Source organism: Nocardia iowensis, assembly GCF_019222765.1.
Taxonomy (GTDB): Bacteria; Actinomycetota; Actinomycetes; order Mycobacteriales; family Mycobacteriaceae; genus Nocardia; species Nocardia iowensis.
The window spans coordinates 1,014,140-1,028,761 of record NZ_CP078145.1 but is presented as its reverse complement, the minus strand read 5'-3'; the positions used below and the strand labels follow the sequence as shown (position 1 = coordinate 1,028,761).

Annotated in this window: 17 protein-coding genes; 6 read left to right on the top strand and 11 right to left on the bottom strand. The window is 64.7% G+C overall.

Annotation, left to right across the window (positions count from 1 at the left end; genetic code table 11):
- Nucleotides 1–13: 13 nt before the first annotated feature.
- Nucleotides 14–415, top strand: coding sequence for a nitroreductase family deazaflavin-dependent oxidoreductase (locus tag KV110_RS04670; RefSeq protein WP_218473742.1), 402 nt, complete (start codon nucleotides 14–16; stop codon nucleotides 413–415).
- A 181-nt stretch (nucleotides 416–596) separates the two neighbouring features.
- Here KV110_RS04670 and KV110_RS04665 read toward each other — a convergent pair whose 3' ends face one another.
- The 8 genes from KV110_RS04665 to rplN all read right to left on the bottom strand — a co-directional run bounded on the left by KV110_RS04665 (nucleotide 597) and on the right by rplN (nucleotide 4,602).
- A complete protein-coding gene (locus tag KV110_RS04665; RefSeq protein ID WP_218473740.1) occupies nucleotides 597–1,010 on the bottom strand; it encodes a hypothetical protein in 414 nt (137 codons plus the stop codon).
- Nucleotides 1,010–2,332 (bottom strand): polymorphic toxin type 24 domain-containing protein, encoded by a 1,323-nt coding sequence (locus tag KV110_RS04660; RefSeq protein WP_218473738.1) that lies wholly within the window; start codon nucleotides 2,330–2,332, stop codon nucleotides 1,010–1,012. Before KV110_RS04660 ends, KV110_RS04665 begins: the two co-directional genes overlap by 1 nt.
- A complete protein-coding gene (locus tag KV110_RS04655) occupies nucleotides 2,329–2,631 on the bottom strand; it encodes a WXG100 family type VII secretion target (RefSeq protein ID WP_218473735.1) in 303 nt (100 codons plus the stop codon). Before KV110_RS04655 ends, KV110_RS04660 begins: the two co-directional genes overlap by 4 nt.
- A gap of 13 nt (nucleotides 2,632–2,644) precedes the next feature.
- On the bottom strand, nucleotides 2,645–2,956 hold the full coding sequence (locus KV110_RS04650) for a WXG100 family type VII secretion target (protein ID WP_218473733.1): 312 nt from the start codon (nucleotides 2,954–2,956) through the stop codon (nucleotides 2,645–2,647).
- A gap of 207 nt (nucleotides 2,957–3,163) precedes the next feature.
- Entirely contained in the window at nucleotides 3,164–3,349 is a 186-nt protein-coding gene (locus tag KV110_RS04645; protein WP_040731429.1) for a type Z 30S ribosomal protein S14, read from the bottom strand.
- A 2-nt stretch (nucleotides 3,350–3,351) separates the two neighbouring features.
- Complete coding sequence (rplE, locus tag KV110_RS04640) at nucleotides 3,352–3,912, bottom strand: 50S ribosomal protein L5 (protein WP_218473730.1); 561 nt, start codon at nucleotides 3,910–3,912, stop codon at nucleotides 3,352–3,354.
- A 2-nt stretch (nucleotides 3,913–3,914) separates the two neighbouring features.
- Nucleotides 3,915–4,232, bottom strand: a complete 318-nt coding sequence (rplX, locus tag KV110_RS04635; protein ID WP_107654147.1) for a 50S ribosomal protein L24 — start codon at nucleotides 4,230–4,232, stop codon at nucleotides 3,915–3,917.
- A gap of 1 nt (nucleotide 4,233) precedes the next feature.
- Nucleotides 4,234–4,602, bottom strand: a complete 369-nt coding sequence (gene rplN / locus KV110_RS04630) for a 50S ribosomal protein L14 (RefSeq protein ID WP_107654146.1) — start codon at nucleotides 4,600–4,602, stop codon at nucleotides 4,234–4,236.
- A 327-nt stretch (nucleotides 4,603–4,929) separates the two neighbouring features.
- On the opposite strand from rplN, the gene KV110_RS04625 reads away from it, so the two are divergent.
- Nucleotides 4,930–6,978, top strand: a complete 2,049-nt coding sequence (locus KV110_RS04625) for a M13 family metallopeptidase (RefSeq protein WP_218473728.1) — start codon at nucleotides 4,930–4,932, stop codon at nucleotides 6,976–6,978.
- 96 nt (nucleotides 6,979–7,074) lie between these two features.
- Complete coding sequence (locus KV110_RS04620; RefSeq protein ID WP_246634346.1) at nucleotides 7,075–9,114, top strand: M13 family metallopeptidase; 2,040 nt, start codon at nucleotides 7,075–7,077, stop codon at nucleotides 9,112–9,114.
- Here KV110_RS04620 and KV110_RS04615 read toward each other — a convergent pair.
- Nucleotides 9,096–9,785, bottom strand: a complete 690-nt coding sequence (locus tag KV110_RS04615) for a TetR/AcrR family transcriptional regulator (protein WP_218473723.1) — start codon at nucleotides 9,783–9,785, stop codon at nucleotides 9,096–9,098. The genes KV110_RS04620 and KV110_RS04615 overlap by 19 nt on opposite strands.
- Nucleotides 9,786–9,855: 70 nt before the next feature.
- Between KV110_RS04615 and KV110_RS04610 the strand changes: the two genes are divergently transcribed.
- The 3 genes from KV110_RS04610 to KV110_RS04600 all read left to right on the top strand — a co-directional run bounded on the left by KV110_RS04610 (nucleotide 9,856) and on the right by KV110_RS04600 (nucleotide 12,259).
- Complete coding sequence (locus KV110_RS04610) at nucleotides 9,856–11,301, top strand: MFS transporter (RefSeq protein ID WP_218473721.1); 1,446 nt, start codon at nucleotides 9,856–9,858, stop codon at nucleotides 11,299–11,301.
- Nucleotides 11,302–11,350: 49 nt separating this feature from the next.
- Nucleotides 11,351–11,734 (top strand): cupin domain-containing protein, encoded by a 384-nt coding sequence (locus KV110_RS04605; protein WP_218473719.1) that lies wholly within the window; start codon nucleotides 11,351–11,353, stop codon nucleotides 11,732–11,734.
- 81 nt (nucleotides 11,735–11,815) lie between these two features.
- The gene (locus tag KV110_RS04600) at nucleotides 11,816–12,259 is read left to right on the top strand and encodes a nuclear transport factor 2 family protein (protein WP_218473717.1); all 444 of its coding nucleotides are present in this window, start codon (nucleotides 11,816–11,818) and stop codon (nucleotides 12,257–12,259) included.
- Nucleotides 12,260–12,290: 31 nt separating this feature from the next.
- Here KV110_RS04600 and KV110_RS04595 read toward each other — a convergent pair whose 3' ends face one another.
- Together KV110_RS04595 and KV110_RS04590 are read right to left on the bottom strand one after the other, a co-directional pair.
- Complete coding sequence (locus KV110_RS04595; protein ID WP_218473715.1) at nucleotides 12,291–13,397, bottom strand: MAB_1171c family putative transporter; 1,107 nt, start codon at nucleotides 13,395–13,397, stop codon at nucleotides 12,291–12,293.
- 125 nt (nucleotides 13,398–13,522) lie between these two features.
- Nucleotides 13,523–14,584, bottom strand: a complete 1,062-nt coding sequence (locus KV110_RS04590) for an MAB_1171c family putative transporter (protein WP_218473713.1) — start codon at nucleotides 14,582–14,584, stop codon at nucleotides 13,523–13,525.
- Between the last annotated feature and the right edge of the window lie 38 nt (nucleotides 14,585–14,622).

The following is a 14,622-nucleotide window of genomic DNA, read 5'->3' as shown; positions in this document are numbered from 1 at the left end:
AGGAGTTCTTGAGATGCCTGCTCCACGATGGGTCGCACACGTCAACCGGGTCGGCCTCAACCGGCTCACCAGGTTCATCGCCCCCTGGGCCCCGGGATGGGCGGTAGTGATCCATCGTGGACGTAAGTCCGGTCGGATCTTCCGAACCCCACTCTGGGCCTTCCGGCGCGGCGACCGCTACGTGATCGCGCTGACGTACGGCCCCGAATCCGATTGGGTGCGAAACGTTCTCGCCGCAGGCGGATGTCAACTCCAGTCCAGGCGACGCCACTACGAAGTCGACAACCCCCACGTGTACCGCGACGAGAGCGCCGCCGACATGCCACTGTTCATCCGCTTCATGCTCCGCCGAGTGCTCGCAGCCCCGGACTTCCTCAGCGTCGATATTCAGCGTGAAGTGGAATCCGTGGTCTGAAGCCTCGCGTCGCCACCCGTCAGCGACTTCGTCGCCCATCGAAGGAGTTCACCCGCCGCAGCCGATTCGCCCGCTCTGTCGTCGAAGCTACGATGAGTTCATACAGACGGTAGGCGATGTAGTCGACATCGGGGTCAGTCAGATTATGCGTTCACTCGTATGGGCACCGAGCTCGCGGCACCTACTGTTGCATGAGTTCGCGCAGATTCTGCAGTCCAATTTCCGCATCGGGCGACATTAACGTTTTGTCGATCGACATCGCCTTACTGAGAACTGGAAACTCGCCAAAATTGTCGAGCTCGCTCAGCATATATGCCGTGTAGTCTATATCTGAATCTTTGCTACGCCGCCCTAATTCATTCAGTACCGCAAGGAGTCCACTTTCTCCACCGTACCGAGCGAGCTGCTCTGCCGCGTCGACACGCATGGTCACGATTTCGTCTTCTACCATGATTTGTTCGAGCCTATCGCGAGCACTACGCTGATCGATATACCGACCGAGCTCAGGAATGGCACTGACCCGGGTCGCATTATCGCTACTCCTGGAATTGGCCAATATCTTCGACAATTCTGTTCCGGAGTCTTCGATTTCCACTATGGGATCTCCTCGGGTAGCGCGGGCCTGACATTGTTGCGATCGGTCCTGGCGAAGATCTCTCCCGTATCCGGCTTCACGTACTTCTGAATGTCAACGACGTGCGGCGTCGGGATAGTTTGACCTGTCGCTTTATTGAAATGCGAGTCGCCGGTCAAGTCTACACGTTTGGTCGCCACACCATCACTGTCGTAGAAAGAGTAATTCGTGATGTTTCCATCAGCATCACGTTTGACGAGATATCCGTTCTGCGGCCCACCCTTGGTCGGCAAGTTTCCACCGGTCCAAGTCTGTGCCCTGTCCAGTTCGTTCTTGAGGGAAGCTTTGGGAGCCTTTCCGGCGTCATCGCCTTTCTTGCGTAGTCGCTCGTGCAGGTCTTTGACGGCCTGTTTGGCTTTGGCCATCGCGGCCTTGGCGTCGTCGGCCAAGCCCTTGAGCTGCAGGGCTTTACGGGCGCGCCAGGCGGTGACGGCCGCTTTGATCTTTTCGGCCCATCTTCGTGCGGAGTCGGCGGCTTTGGCGCCGGCGATTACGCCGCCGACGCCAGTTAGGCATGAGGCTATGACGATGACCGCCACGTTGATGGCGGCTTCCGCGATGATGGATTCTATGAATCCCTTGACCTCGTCGCGGAGCTCTTGGATCGCATTCTTGTAGTCGGTGCAAGATTTGCTGATCTGTTTGCACGTGTCGAGTAGGGCTCCGATGGAGGTTTCCAGGGTTTTCAGGTCCTCCCGGACCTGCACTGCATCCCTGGACGTGACGCCATCGAAAAGGCTTGCCGCAATGGTGATCTTGTCTTTGGCGTTGGTGTTCTGGTAGATCGTGCCGAGGCGATCCCAGGCGTCGGCCGCCTTGGCGAGGGTGTCGGTATTGCCGTCTGAGAGGGGGCAATTGATGGCGTCTAGTACTTCGATGGACGCTTGGGTCAGGCCCTGTGGGGTTCCGCCCGCGGCTGACGCGGGGAGGGCGTAGGGCCCGAAGGTCACTGTTGATGCCTTGTCCTGCGGTCTGTCCGGCTGCGCTGTTCCCTTCAGGGCGGCATCGGACTTGGCGTGTTCGAAACCGATGTCGTTGAGAGCGGTGCCGTATGCGCGAAGGGTCGAAAAGGTCTGGTCGAAGAATGACACGGCTTCGCGGGCCGACTCGTCGTACGAGGCTGCCCATGCGCGGCCGTCTTCGTCTCGGCCTGCCATCTGTCCGCAGCTGTTGAGTTCGCCGAAGACGTATTTGAAGCTGTCGTTCAGTGCGGCGGCGGCGTCGAAGCAGTTGATGGCGGCCTGGTAGTAGACCTTCGGGTCGACCTCGAGTTTGTCGCTCATACGCCGAGAATCCGTAGGGCCTGGGATCCGGCGGTGGTATAGCTTTCGTGCGCCTTCTTCAGGGCATCCTGGAGAGCCGCGAGGCCGTCTTGCATATCGGTAACCCCGGCCACCCATTCCCGGTGCGCCTCGCTATAGGCAACCGCCGCGCCGCCGACCCACACGCCCTCGACTTCTTTGGCTTTCGCCTCGAGTTCCGCCAGACGATCGGCAACGGCCGCTTTGTAGGCGCGCATGCGTGCGGCCAACTCCTCGAGCTTGTCGAGTTCGACCGAGAATGCTGGTGTATCGGCAGTCATGGGATCGGCCTGTTCAGGGTAGGTCCAGGGAGCTGACGCCCGAGGCGAACGACTGGTCGGTCGCGCGGAGCGTCTCGGCAGTCACTCCCAGCTTTTCTGCCAGCTCGAACAACGCATCCCACACCTGGTCCGCTCCCTCGTGGAACTCATCCCACGCGGCAGTGAAAACGCTCGCGTTGTTCCCCGCCCAGCTGTCGATCGTCACCTTCGTGTCGGTTACCAGCGACGCGTACCCGGACTTCAACTCGTCCGCGATCTGGTAGGCCATGCGCCCCAACGCTTTCACCTCTTCGGGCTCAACCGATAGCGACGATGGATCTCCCATGGCCCACTCCTCTCGATGGCGACCCCCTGTTCCTTGTATGACGCACCAGACGTCGCCCCGGTTCCGCTGGATTCCGCGCCCGACAAGCCCTCGGCGAAATCACCATCGAAACAAGCGCGAATCAACGCGCAAAGGCACGGCCTCACAGGAGGCCGTGCCTTTGTACGGTATTTCGCTTACGCGAGTGCACTCACGAAGAGCGCAAGCTCACCAGGAGCTCTTGTGCACGCCCGGCAGCTCGCCGCGGTGCGCCATCTCGCGAAGGCAGACGCGGCAGAGGCCGAACTTGCGGTAGACGGCGTGCGGACGACCGCAACGCTGGCAGCGGGTGTAGGCGCGGACAGCGAACTTCGGCTTGGCTTCGGCCTTGATTCGCAGTGCTTTCTTGGCCATCGTCAGTTCTCCTTGAACGGGAAGCCGAGGTGCTTGAGCAGGGCGCGGCCCTCTTCGTTGTTCGTCGCGGTGGTCACGACGGTGATGTCCATACCGCGCGGGCGGTCGATGGAGTCCACGTCGATCTCGTGGAACATCGACTGCTCGCTGAGGCCGAACGTGTAGTTGCCGTTGCCGTCGAACTGCTTCGGCGACAGGCCGCGGAAGTCGCGGATACGGGGCAGCGCGATGGAGACCAGGCGGTCGAGGAACTCCCACATGCGATCGCCACGCAGCGTGACCTTCGCACCGATGGGCATGCCCTCACGCAGCTTGAACTGCGCGATCGACTTGGTCGCCTTGCGGATCTCCGGCTTCTGACCGGTGATCAGCTCGAGGTCCTTGACGGCGCCGTTGATCAGCTTCGCGTCCCGGGCGGCGTCGCCGACACCCATGTTCACGACAACCTTGACCACGCCGGGGATCTGCATCACGTTGGCGTAGTTGAACTCGCTGTTCAGCGCGTCCTTGATCTCGGCACGGTAGCGCGCCTTCAGACGCGGCTGGTTTTCAGTGGTAGTCATGCTCAGATGTCCTTCCCGTTGTTACGGGAGATCCGGACCCGCTTGCCGCTCTCCTCATCGGTCCGGTAGCCGACGCGGGTCGGCTTGCCATCGGAGTCGACGATCATCACGTTGGACACGTGGATCGGAGCTTCCTGGGTCACGATGCCGCCCGAAGAGGCGCCGCGCTGGTTGGCGGAGTTCGCGACGTGCTTCTTGATCCGGTTCACGCCCTCGACCAGGATCCGGTTGCGTTCCGGGTAGGCCTGAATGACCTTGCCCTTCGCGCCCTTGTCCTTACCCGAGATGACGAGCACGGTGTCGCCCTTGTGCACCTTCATGTCAGAGCACCTCCGGGGCCAGCGAAACGATCTTCATGAACTTCTTCTCACGCAGTTCGCGCCCGACCGGGCCGAAGATGCGGGTGCCACGCGGGTCGTTGTCCGCCTTGATCAGCACGGCCGCGTTCTCGTCGAACTTGATGTAGGAACCATCCGGGCGACGGCGCTCCTTGGTGGTGCGCACGATGACGGCCTTGACGACCTCACCCTTCTTGACGTTGCCACCGGGGACAGCGTCCTTCACGGTGGCGACGATGATGTCGCCGATACCGGCATAGCGACGTGACGAACCACCGAGAACGCGGATGCAGAGAATTTCCTTCGCACCCGTGTTGTCGGCGACGCGCAGTCGCGACTCCTGCTGAATCACTTCAGCTCCTCCTTGACCTGGACGTATACGCACGCCGGATTGCCGACCCGACGGGCATGGTCAGTTGCCCTCCGGACGCGCGCCTGCCAGCGATTTCTTCGGCCTGAGTGTGCAACTCGAGAACCAACCACTGGGGGTTCGCTGCCGGATTGCGGGCATAGCTCCCGCAGGCAACCGGTCTAGTGTAGGTGAATTCGCAGGTCGGCCCAAATCCGGGTCATGTTTGCGACCGGCGTCACTGCTGGCGAGTCGTTTCGCGCCGCTACCCTCGGATCGAGCAAGATCAAAAGGAGATACACCGTTCGGCTCGACCGTACCGAAAAGGGGATGCTTTTGAGCTCGTCCGCCCGCCTCGATCGCCGCGCTTTCTTGCTCGCACTCGGGGCGGTGCCCGCCGCCGCGGCGCTGGCCTCCTGCTCCCAGCAGTCCCAGGTATCGGAAGTCCGCCTGGCCGGCGTCGACATGGCGGGCGCGAACCCGGCGATCCGACCGCAGGACGACCTCTACCGACACGTCAACGGCACCTGGCTGCAGCAGTATCGGCTGCCGCCGGACAAGTCGACCTTCGGGTCCTTCGACGAGGCCAACGACCGCACCGAGCAGCAGTTGCGCGGCATTGTCGAAGGCATCCGAGATCCGCGGCCCGGCTCGACGGAGCAGCAGATCCGCGATCTCTACGACGCCACGCTCGATCGCGACGAGATCGAGCGGCTCGGCATGACGCCGATCGGCGATCTGTTCGCCGCGATCGACGGCGCGGCGACCAAGCCGGATCTGGCGCGCCTGATGGGCGCGCTGCCGATCGCGGGTCTGATCAGGCTCCAGGTCGTGGTCGACCAGCGGAACTCCGGCAATTACATCGCCATGATCAGCCAGTCGGGCATCGACGCCAACCTGGACGAGCAGTACTACCGCGACCCCGAGTACGCCCAGCAGCTCGCGGCCTATCGGACCTATCTGGAACGCATTGCCGCGAGCGCGGGCGCCACCGACCCCGCGGCCACCGCGCAGCGGGTGCTCGATCTGGAGACCCGGATCGCCGCTGGACACTGGGACAGCGTCCGCGACCGAGACCCCGACACCACCTACAACCTGCTCAACTGGGCCGAATTGGCGAAGCTCGCACCGCAATTCGACTGGGATCCCTGGCTGGCGGGCAACACCGACCGGCCGAAACAGCTCTTCGAGAGCCTGGTGGTCCGGCAGCCGTCGTTCGTCACGGCCGCGGGCCAGCTGTGGGCCGACGTCGATATCGCCCAGTGGCGGGAGTACCTGCGCGTCAGCGTCGTCAAGGGGTTCGCGCCCTACCTGCCCAAGGCCGTCGCGGACGCGGCGTTCGACTTCGTCGACAAGGCGCTGCAGGGCCGCGATCAGCGGCAGGAGCCGTGGAAGGACGGGCTCGCGACGGTCAATCAGTATCTCGGCGAACCGTTCGGCAAACTGTATGTGGCCGAGCACTTTCCGTCGCAAGCCAAGGACCGCGCCAAAGCCCTGGTCGCCGATCTGATGGCCGCCTACCGGCAGGACTTCACCAATTCCTCGTGGATGTCGCCGCCGACCAGAACGGCCGCCCTCGAAAAACTGGACAAAATCGTCGCCAAGATCGGCTACCCGGACAGTTGGATCGACTACTCCGGGGTAAAGATCACCCGGGGCAAGCTGATCGAATCCGTGCGCGCCGCCCGTGCTTTCGAAGAGGCGCGCGCCTTCGGCAAGCTCGGCACGCCGGTCGACCGCGCCGAGTGGGGCTTCCCGCCGCAGACGGTGAACGCCATGTACGACCCGACCGCCAACCAGATCACCTTCCCCGCCGCCATCCTGCAGGCGCCGTTCTTCGACGCCGATGCCGAACCCGGGGTCAACTTCGGCGGCATCGGGGCGGTGATCGGCCACGAAATCGGGCACGGCTTCGATGATCAGGGCGCCAAGTACGACGGCGACGGCAACCGGCGCGACTGGTGGACCGCCGAGGACACGGCCGCGTTCGAGGCCAAGACGAAACAACTCATCGAGCAGTACAACGCGCTGGTGCCCGAGGGTCTGGATCCGAGTAAGCACGTCAACGGCGCGCTGACCGTCGGCGAGAACCTCGCGGATCTGCGCGGGCTGCAGATCGCACTGGCCGCATGCCGCGCCGCCGCCGAGCGGGACGGTAAACAACCGAACCTGGCGACCGTGTTCCTGTCCTGGGCCAGGATCTGGCGGCAGCAGGCGACCAAGCAGACCAAGGAGCTGCTGCTCGCCAGGGACGTACACGCGCCCAACGAGTTTCGCGCCAATCAGGTGGTCCGCAATATCGCCGAGTTCTACCCCACCTTCGGCGTCGTGGCCGGGGACAAGCTCTTCCTGGCACCGGACCAACGCGTCACGCTCTGAGACGGGCAGCAGGCGAACGCTGACGGCGGGTAGCCTCGGGCGAACAAATCGCGCCTGACGAGGATGCGGCGGGGCCGCATCGGGAGAGGAATCCTCGTGACACGTCTCGGACAGCTGGACCGTCGTGCATTCTTGATCGCGCTCGGGGCGGTTCCGGCCGCCGCCGTGTTGGTTTCCTGCTCGAACGACACGACCGAGACGCCCAAGACGCTCACCGGAGTCGATATGGGCGGTGCGGACGAGGCGATCCGACCGCAGGACGACCTGTACCGGCATGTCAACGGGAAGTGGCTGCGCGAGTACCAGTTGCCGCCGGACAAGACCTCCTTCGGCTCGACCAGTGAGGCGTTCGAACGCACTCAGCAGCAGCTGCGCGAGATCGTCGAGGGCATCAAGGATCCGAAGGCGGGGTCCGAGGAGCAGCAGATCCGCGACCTGTACGACGCCCGGGTGGACTGGGACGAGATCGAACGACTGGGGATGACCCCGTTGGCCGGTCTGTTCGCCAAGGTGGACGGCGCGGCGACCAAGGCCGACTTGGCGAAGGTAATGGCCGAGTTGCCGATCGGTGGCCTGATCGGCCTCGGTATCGGCACGGATCGGAAGAACTCGAACGCCTATATCCCCTCGGTCGGGCAGTCCGGACTCGGGCTCGGCGAGCAGTACTACCGGAAACCGGAACACGCCGAAGTGCTCGCGCAGTATCGGGTCTTCCTCGAACGCATCGCCGCGGGCGCCGGCTTCGCCGATCCCGCGGGCATGGCGCAGCGCGTGTTCGATCTGGAGAAACGCATCGCGCCCGCGCATTGGGACAACGTGCGCAACCGTGATGCCGACGCCACGTACAACGTATACAGCTGGACCGATATGGTCGCTCTCGCACCGGGATTCGATTGGGACCCGTGGCTGGCCGGGAACACCGACCGCCCGCGTGAACTGTTCGCGACAATGGTGGTCGGCCAGCCGTCCTTCATCACGGCGGCGGGCCAGTTGTGGACCGAGGTCGACATCCCCACGTGGCGTGACTATTTGAAGCTGAGCGTGCTCCGGGAGTTCGCCCCATACCTGCCCAAGGTCATCAACGACGCGAACTTCGAGTTCAAGGGCAGGGTGCTCAACGGTCAGGAAGAGCGGCCGGAGCGGTGGAAGTACGGCGTCGGAATCGTCGACGAGAAGCTCGGTGAGCAACTCGGAAAAGTGTACGTGGAGAAGTACTTTCCGCCCGAGGCCAAGCAGCGCGCGAAGGAAATGCTCGACGATGTGATCGCCGCGTACCGGGAAAACTTCACCAACTCGACCTGGATGTCCCCGGCGACCAGGGAAGCGTCCCTCGCGAAACTCGACAAGATCGATCCCAAGATCGGCTACCCGGACAAGTGGGTCGACTACTCGAAGCTGAAGATCACCAGGGGCAAGCTGATCGAATCGCTGCTCGCCATCAACGATTTCGAGGTCAAGCGCGCGTTCGCCCGACTCGGTGGTCCGGTCGACAAGTCCGAATGGGGAATGTCGCCGCAAACGGTGAACGCCTATTACTCGGCGAGCTCGAATCAGATCGTCTTCCCCGCCGCTTACCTCCAGCCGCCGTTCTTCGACAAGGATGCCCAGGCCGCAGTCAATTTCGGTGCGGTCGGGGCGACCATCGGCCATGAGATCGGCCACGGCTTCGATGACCAGGGTTCGAAATATGACGGCGACGGCAATCGCCGCGACTGGTGGACCCCCGAGGACCGCGCCGCGTTCGACGCCAAGGCCAAGCAGCTCATCGATCAGTACAACGCACTGGTGCCGGAGGGTCTCGACCCGAGCCAGCACGTCAACGGCGAGCTCACCGTCGGCGAGAACCTTGCCGACCTGCGTGGACTCCAGATCACGTTGGCCGCCTTCCGCATCGCGGAAAAACGGCGCGGCATCGACAACCCCGACTACCGGACCATGTTCCTGTCCTGGGCCCGCAGCTGGCGCGAGAAGCAAACCAAGGAACTGACCGTCCGCTACCTCGCCAGTGACACCCACTCCCCCAACGAATTCCGTTGCAACCAGGTGGTCCGCAACCTGGCGGAGTTCTACAACACCTTCGGTGTCAAAGAAAGCGACAAGCTCTTCATGCCCGCGGATCAGCGCGTCACGTTCTGAGCTGAGCGGGTCGGTTGGTCCAACAGACCATCGATCAGGGCACGGAGACCGTAGTCATAGGTGTCCTCGGCCGTGAGGGCGATGTAGCGCGGGCCGAGGGCGGCCAGGCGCGGCAGGGTTTCGGCGTCCAAGTCGGCGAAGACCTGCTCGCGATAGGTGGGGCGGTCCTCGGCGGCGCGGCGCGCGGATTTGCTGCGGATGACGAGATCGCCCGCGGTGTAGGCCCAGATGGTGCGGTAGGCGTGGGCGGCCCGGTCCAGGGTGAGGCCGGCCACGACGCAACCATCGATGATGGTTTCGCTGAACCATAGGGCCGAGACGCCCAAGAGGTCGTCGGCCGTAATGATCTCGACGACCCATGGGCGGGCGGCGAGGACGTCGCGCATCGCCGTGGCCGCGATGCGGATGCGTGCCTTTGGGTCGTCCGGAAGATCCGGCCAGACGAACTGGTCGGCGTAGTCGTTGAGCAGCAGGCGGAGCAGGTCTTCTTTGTCGCGGACGTGGTGATAGAGCGCCATCGGCGTGCAGCTCAGCTCGGTCGCGAGACGCCGCATGGTCAGCTTTGCTACCCCATCCGCTTCGAGCACCGCGTTGGCGGCCGCGACGATCTCCGCGCGGGAGATGCGTGGCGGCCTGCCGGTGCGTTTGGGCTGCGGCGACGGGGTGGGCATGAGGTCCATCATGGCCCATTGCCGAACGGAGGTGTGGACACGGGGACGACCATGCGGTTAGTTTGTATACATGTATAAAAACTCTGCTGTGCGGCCGCGCGCCGCCTTGACCGCGGTGGCGGTGGCTCAGTTCATGGTGGCGCTGGATATCGCGGTGGTGAACGTCGCGCTGCCCTCGATTCGGGCGGATCTGGGGTTCGCGCCGCTCGACCTGGTGTGGGTGGTGCACATCTACGCGTTGACCTTCGGCGGGTTTCTGCTGCTCGGCGGTAAGGCGTGTGATGTATTCGGGCAGCGCAGGCTTCTCGTCGGCGGCTTGGTCGTTTTCGGAATCGCCTCGCTGGCGGGGGGTTTCGCGCAGGAGCCGTGGCAGTTGGTGGCGTCGAGGGCAATTCAGGGAGTTGCGGCGGCGGCCGTCGCTCCGGCCACACTGTCCACGTTGACCACCGTGTTCGCCGAAGGGCCTGCGCGAGTACGGGCACTTGGTGTCTGGAGCGCGGTGAATGCGACGGGCGGCGCACTGGGAGTATTGATCGGCGGGTTGCTCACCGAGTACGCGAACTGGCGCTGGGTGATGCTGATCAATGTGCCGATCGTGGCGATCGCGGTGGGTGCGGCCGTCATCGGCGTGCCCGCTGTGCGGCCGGAAATCAGACGTCACCGAGTCGATGCACTGGGCGCCGTATTGGCCACCGCCGGAATAGGTTTGCTGGTAGTCGGCGTAGTGCGGACCGATCACTACGGCTGGGCATCGGGCGTCACCGGCGGCATGCTGGGTGCGGGTGCGGCGCTGCTCGTCGCCTTCGTCGCGGTGGAAGCGCGGGTGGCCGAATCACCGCTCGTACGTCTCGGACTCTTCCGCAACCGTTGGGTGGCTGGTGCGAACCTGTTCGTATTCCTCGCCAGCGCAGGGCAATTCACCGCGTTCTATCTGATCGGGCTCTACATGCAGCAGGTGCTGCTGATGAGCGCGGGCGCGACCGGCGCCGCGTTCCTGCCGTTCTCGCTCGGCGCGGTCGCCGGGACGGTGGTCGCGACCCGGGTCGGTGCCCGCCGCTCCCCCAAGACGGCACTCGTCGGCGGTGGACTCGTCACCACGGTCGGCATCGGCTGGTTCGCCCTCATCAGCCCCGACGGCAGCTTCCTCGTCGATGTCCTCGGCCCGTGCCTGGTCGGCGGTTTCGGCCTCGGCCTGTGCCTGGCTCCGGTGGCCGCCGCGGCGACCATGGGCGTCGCACCCGGTGAGGCGGGCATGGCCTCCGGCGTCTTCAACAGTTTCCGCCAGCTCGGCGGCAGCGTCGGCGTCGCCGCGCTGGCGACCGTAGCGGCGGCGCGGACCGGCGACAGCGCCAACCCGACCGCCCTCAACGACGGTTACGCACTCGGCCTCGGTTGCGCCGCACTGCTTTTCGCCGCAGCGACCATCGTCGCCGCCGCGGTGCTCCCCTCGACCCGACGGGCTGCCCCGACCACCACACCGAAATCACCGGAACCCGCGGAGCTTTCCGCAGCATAAACAGCTAGCCCCGAACAGCTTTCCGATGTAGTCCGATGAAAGGAACATGATGACCCTCGTACCGATCGACCTGTTCGCCCGTGGACTCCACTTCCGCCCGGACGGTGACGTCCGAGCGGGCGAGCGCCGGATGAGCGCGGGTGACGGCTGGCAACTCGCCGCCTTCCACGTCGAAACCGATGCCGACGTGCACGCCGATCACTGGGAGATGCACCCGTCCGCGGCAGAAGCGGTCTGCTGCCTGTCCGGCGCGGTGCGCCTGTACCTGCGCCCCGAGCACTCCGGCGAGCAGGAGCCGATGGTCCGGCTGACCGCGGGCACGGCCTACGTGGTGCCACGAGGTCGTTGGCACCGCATCGAACTCGACGAACCCGCCGACCTCATGTCCATCGGCGTCCGGGGCGGCACCAGCCGAGAGCCCGTGGCGCGCTGACCTCGGGCGGATTTCCCCGTCGGCGATGCGCCGTCCGATTACCGCCGGTCTCGGCCGCCGGTCGCTGGGCAAACTGAGCGCATGACGCTCCCCACCACCGACCCGATGACCGTGCTGACCGGAATGTACGCGGCCGAAGCCGAGTACCTGGCGGCAGGCGGTCCCGGCAGCGCCTCGTTCGACCTGCTCGCCCCCTTCTTCGCAACCGACGTGGCCCTGCACCAGGCCGCCGGTCTGCCCTACGGCGGAGCCTGGCGCGGCCACGAAGGCATGGAACAGTTCTTCCGCACCATGGCGCAGACCTGGGCATCCTTCGAACTCCTCGAGCAGGAGTTCCTGGCGACCGGCGAGACCACCGTGGTGCACACCCGAGTCCGCGCCCGTGCCCGCGCTACCGGCCGCGAACTCACTTTCCCTATCCTGCAAACGATTACGATCATCGACGGCCGAATCTCCGAGGTGCATCCGTTCTATTGGGACACGGCGGCCATCGCCAGTGCCTGCATTGCGTCGGGGGTCGGCTAAGGCACTGTGGTTCTCGAAGCAGTGCCCCGCATCAGTTTCCGCAGCTGACCCGCGCCGCTGCCACAGTGGCGCGGGCATGTGGCCAGACGCGGGACAAGGCGAGCAGATTGCGCAGTTCGGCGCCGCGATCCTCGGCAGGAGGCTGAATTGCGGCGCGGGAGCACGCGCTTGGGGCAACCACCGAGGTGCCGAGCCGTTTCAGCTCAGCGGCTTCGGCGATCCGCAAGGCGTAGGCGCTGATGCTGTCGGTGTGAGTCGAGCCGGTATCAGGGGCGAACTGCCGCAGATGCAGGAGAGCATCGCCGATTTCGACAGTCATCCGGTACAGCCGAGAGGTGGAGCTCTGGCGATCGGCGCGCTCGACATGCAAAACCACCTCCGGGACAGCGCCGGTGAGGTCCCGCCACAGTGGTCGAAGACGGCGGCAGTGCCTGCCCGCCTCGTCCAAACCGGCCCGGACGATCAGGGCGCTGATCAGTGGGACCGCGACCAATCCGGCCAGCAGAATCATGGCGACGAGGGATCCGACAGCCCATGCCGCCCCCGGGGTTCCGGACGCGACGCCGGATGGGTTGCGCAACGCGTAGACCGAGCACGCGGCGCAGTACAGGCCCAGAAAGAACAGAGTTGAATAGATCAGCTTCTCTCGCGGAGACGCAGCGGCGGTGCGGAGTTCACCGATACATGCGTACATGAGCAGCGTCCCGATCCAGACGACCACCACACCGATCGCTATCCACAGAATTCGCTCCCAGTCGAACACTCTGTGCAACCTCAGCCCTGCTTCGTCGGCCAGCGCGCAGACCAGAACGAGGATTCCGACCGCCGCCGCGAACGCGTCGTAGCCACGCTGGCGGCTGCGTGCCGTCTTCGAATCGGCTCCGGCAAGCAGCACGACGAATCCGTAGCAGCTCGACAGCGCGAGCATGCCGACACCCAGGAACAGCCGCTGACCGAGGTCGGGACGGCTCAGCCCGGTGGCGAGCGCGTACGCGATGACGGAACCGATATTCCAGCGCAACGCGCGGTTGATCAGGTGGTCGACCGGAGAGTCGTTGACGAGCAGCCAGCGACCGACTGTGATCAAGCCGACGAATAGGACGGCGGCGGCCGTGAGCACCGGAGGCGCGGAATGCATCCCGTAAACGATATGTCCCCTCCGACCGCATAGCGAACCACAGGACAGGGTGTGGGATCGGCGCGTGGAACCGACATAGCTTGCGCGAGTTTGTCGGCGTCACCTACCGAACAAGGCGCTTCGGGCTAGACAGTTTTCCCCATCGCTGCCGCAGCTCGGGCACGGGGCCATTCGCGGGACAAGGCGAGCAGATTACGCAGTTCGGTGCTGCGGTCGTCGGCTGGCGGCCGAATTGTGCTGCGCGTGTGGTGGGTTCGACTCGGCGGGGTACCGAGTCGCTTCAGCTCGGCGGCTTCGGCGATCCGCTGGGCGTAGGCGTGGATGGTGTCCGTCCGAGTCGAGCCGTCGTCAGGCGCGAACTGCCGCAGATGCATAAGGGCGTCGCCGATTTCGACGGTCATCCGATACAGGCGGGACGCGGATGCCCGCCCGTCGGTGCGCTCGTACCTCAGGACCACCTCGGGTACCGCAGCGGTGAGGTCCTTCCACAGCGGTTGCAACCGACGGCATGCCCGACCGTTTCGGTCCCAACCGGTACGGACCATGATCGCGATCACCAAGGGGACAGCGATCAACGCGGCAAGCAGCACAAAGCTTGCAGTAGACAGCACGATCCACGGGATTCCGGAGTTCTGGGGCGTGGTTCCGCAGATCGCACGCACGGTCATGATGATCGCGGAGAGCACCCAGTGCAGAGCGACTATGAGCAACGCCGAGTACGCCACTTTTTCGTGTGTCGTGGCGCCTGCGGTCCGCAATTCTCGGACACATGCTCGAGTGATCAGCAAACCCGAGACCAAAACCGGCAGCCCCCAAGCTACCCAGACGGCGGTGACCAGCTCCATTGGTCCGACCAGGACCGCTAGGGCAGTCACGGCGGCGACGGAATCGTACCTGCGTTGCCGCCGCGGAGCAGCCTCCGCAGCGCCTCCGTTGAGCAGCCAGGTAAAGCCGTAAAGACTGGCACAGGCCAGCGCGCTGCAGCCGAGATACAGCCGTTGCGCGGCCTCGGCCCAGCCGATCGCCGCTGCCGCCCCATACAGCGCCAGCGCGCCGACGTACCACGTCAACGCGCGGTTGATGGCGCGGTCAGCGGCGGTGTCGTCGACGAGAATCCAGCGACCGACGACGATCGCCAGGGCGAGGGCAATGACCGGTAGCACGGTCCAAGACGGTATGGCGCTCATCGCCGTCGACAGTAGAGCCGCAGCCCATTTGCCGACCA

Coding starts and splice junctions, on each gene's coding strand:
- KV110_RS04670 (WP_218473742.1), top strand. CDS start 14: ATGCCTGCTCCACGATGGGTCGCACACGTCAACCGGGTCGGCCTCAAC.
- KV110_RS04660 (WP_218473738.1), bottom strand. CDS start 2,332: ATGAGCGACAAACTCGAGGTCGACCCGAAGGTCTACTACCAGGCCGCC.
- KV110_RS04655 (WP_218473735.1), bottom strand. CDS start 2,631: ATGACTGCCGATACACCAGCATTCTCGGTCGAACTCGACAAGCTCGAG.
- KV110_RS04650 (WP_218473733.1), bottom strand. CDS start 2,956: ATGGGAGATCCATCGTCGCTATCGGTTGAGCCCGAAGAGGTGAAAGCG.
- KV110_RS04645 (WP_040731429.1), bottom strand. CDS start 3,349: ATGGCCAAGAAAGCACTGCGAATCAAGGCCGAAGCCAAGCCGAAGTTC.
- rplE (WP_218473730.1), bottom strand. CDS start 3,912: ATGACTACCACTGAAAACCAGCCGCGTCTGAAGGCGCGCTACCGTGCC.
- rplX (WP_107654147.1), bottom strand. CDS start 4,232: ATGAAGGTGCACAAGGGCGACACCGTGCTCGTCATCTCGGGTAAGGAC.
- KV110_RS04625 (WP_218473728.1), top strand. CDS start 4,930: ATGCTTTTGAGCTCGTCCGCCCGCCTCGATCGCCGCGCTTTCTTGCTC.
- KV110_RS04615 (WP_218473723.1), bottom strand. CDS start 9,785: ATGCCCACCCCGTCGCCGCAGCCCAAACGCACCGGCAGGCCGCCACGC.
- KV110_RS04610 (WP_218473721.1), top strand. CDS start 9,856: ATGTATAAAAACTCTGCTGTGCGGCCGCGCGCCGCCTTGACCGCGGTG.
- KV110_RS04605 (WP_218473719.1), top strand. CDS start 11,351: ATGACCCTCGTACCGATCGACCTGTTCGCCCGTGGACTCCACTTCCGC.
- KV110_RS04600 (WP_218473717.1), top strand. CDS start 11,816: ATGACGCTCCCCACCACCGACCCGATGACCGTGCTGACCGGAATGTAC.
- KV110_RS04595 (WP_218473715.1), bottom strand. CDS start 13,397: ATGCATTCCGCGCCTCCGGTGCTCACGGCCGCCGCCGTCCTATTCGTC.
- KV110_RS04590 (WP_218473713.1), bottom strand. CDS start 14,584: ATGAGCGCCATACCGTCTTGGACCGTGCTACCGGTCATTGCCCTCGCC.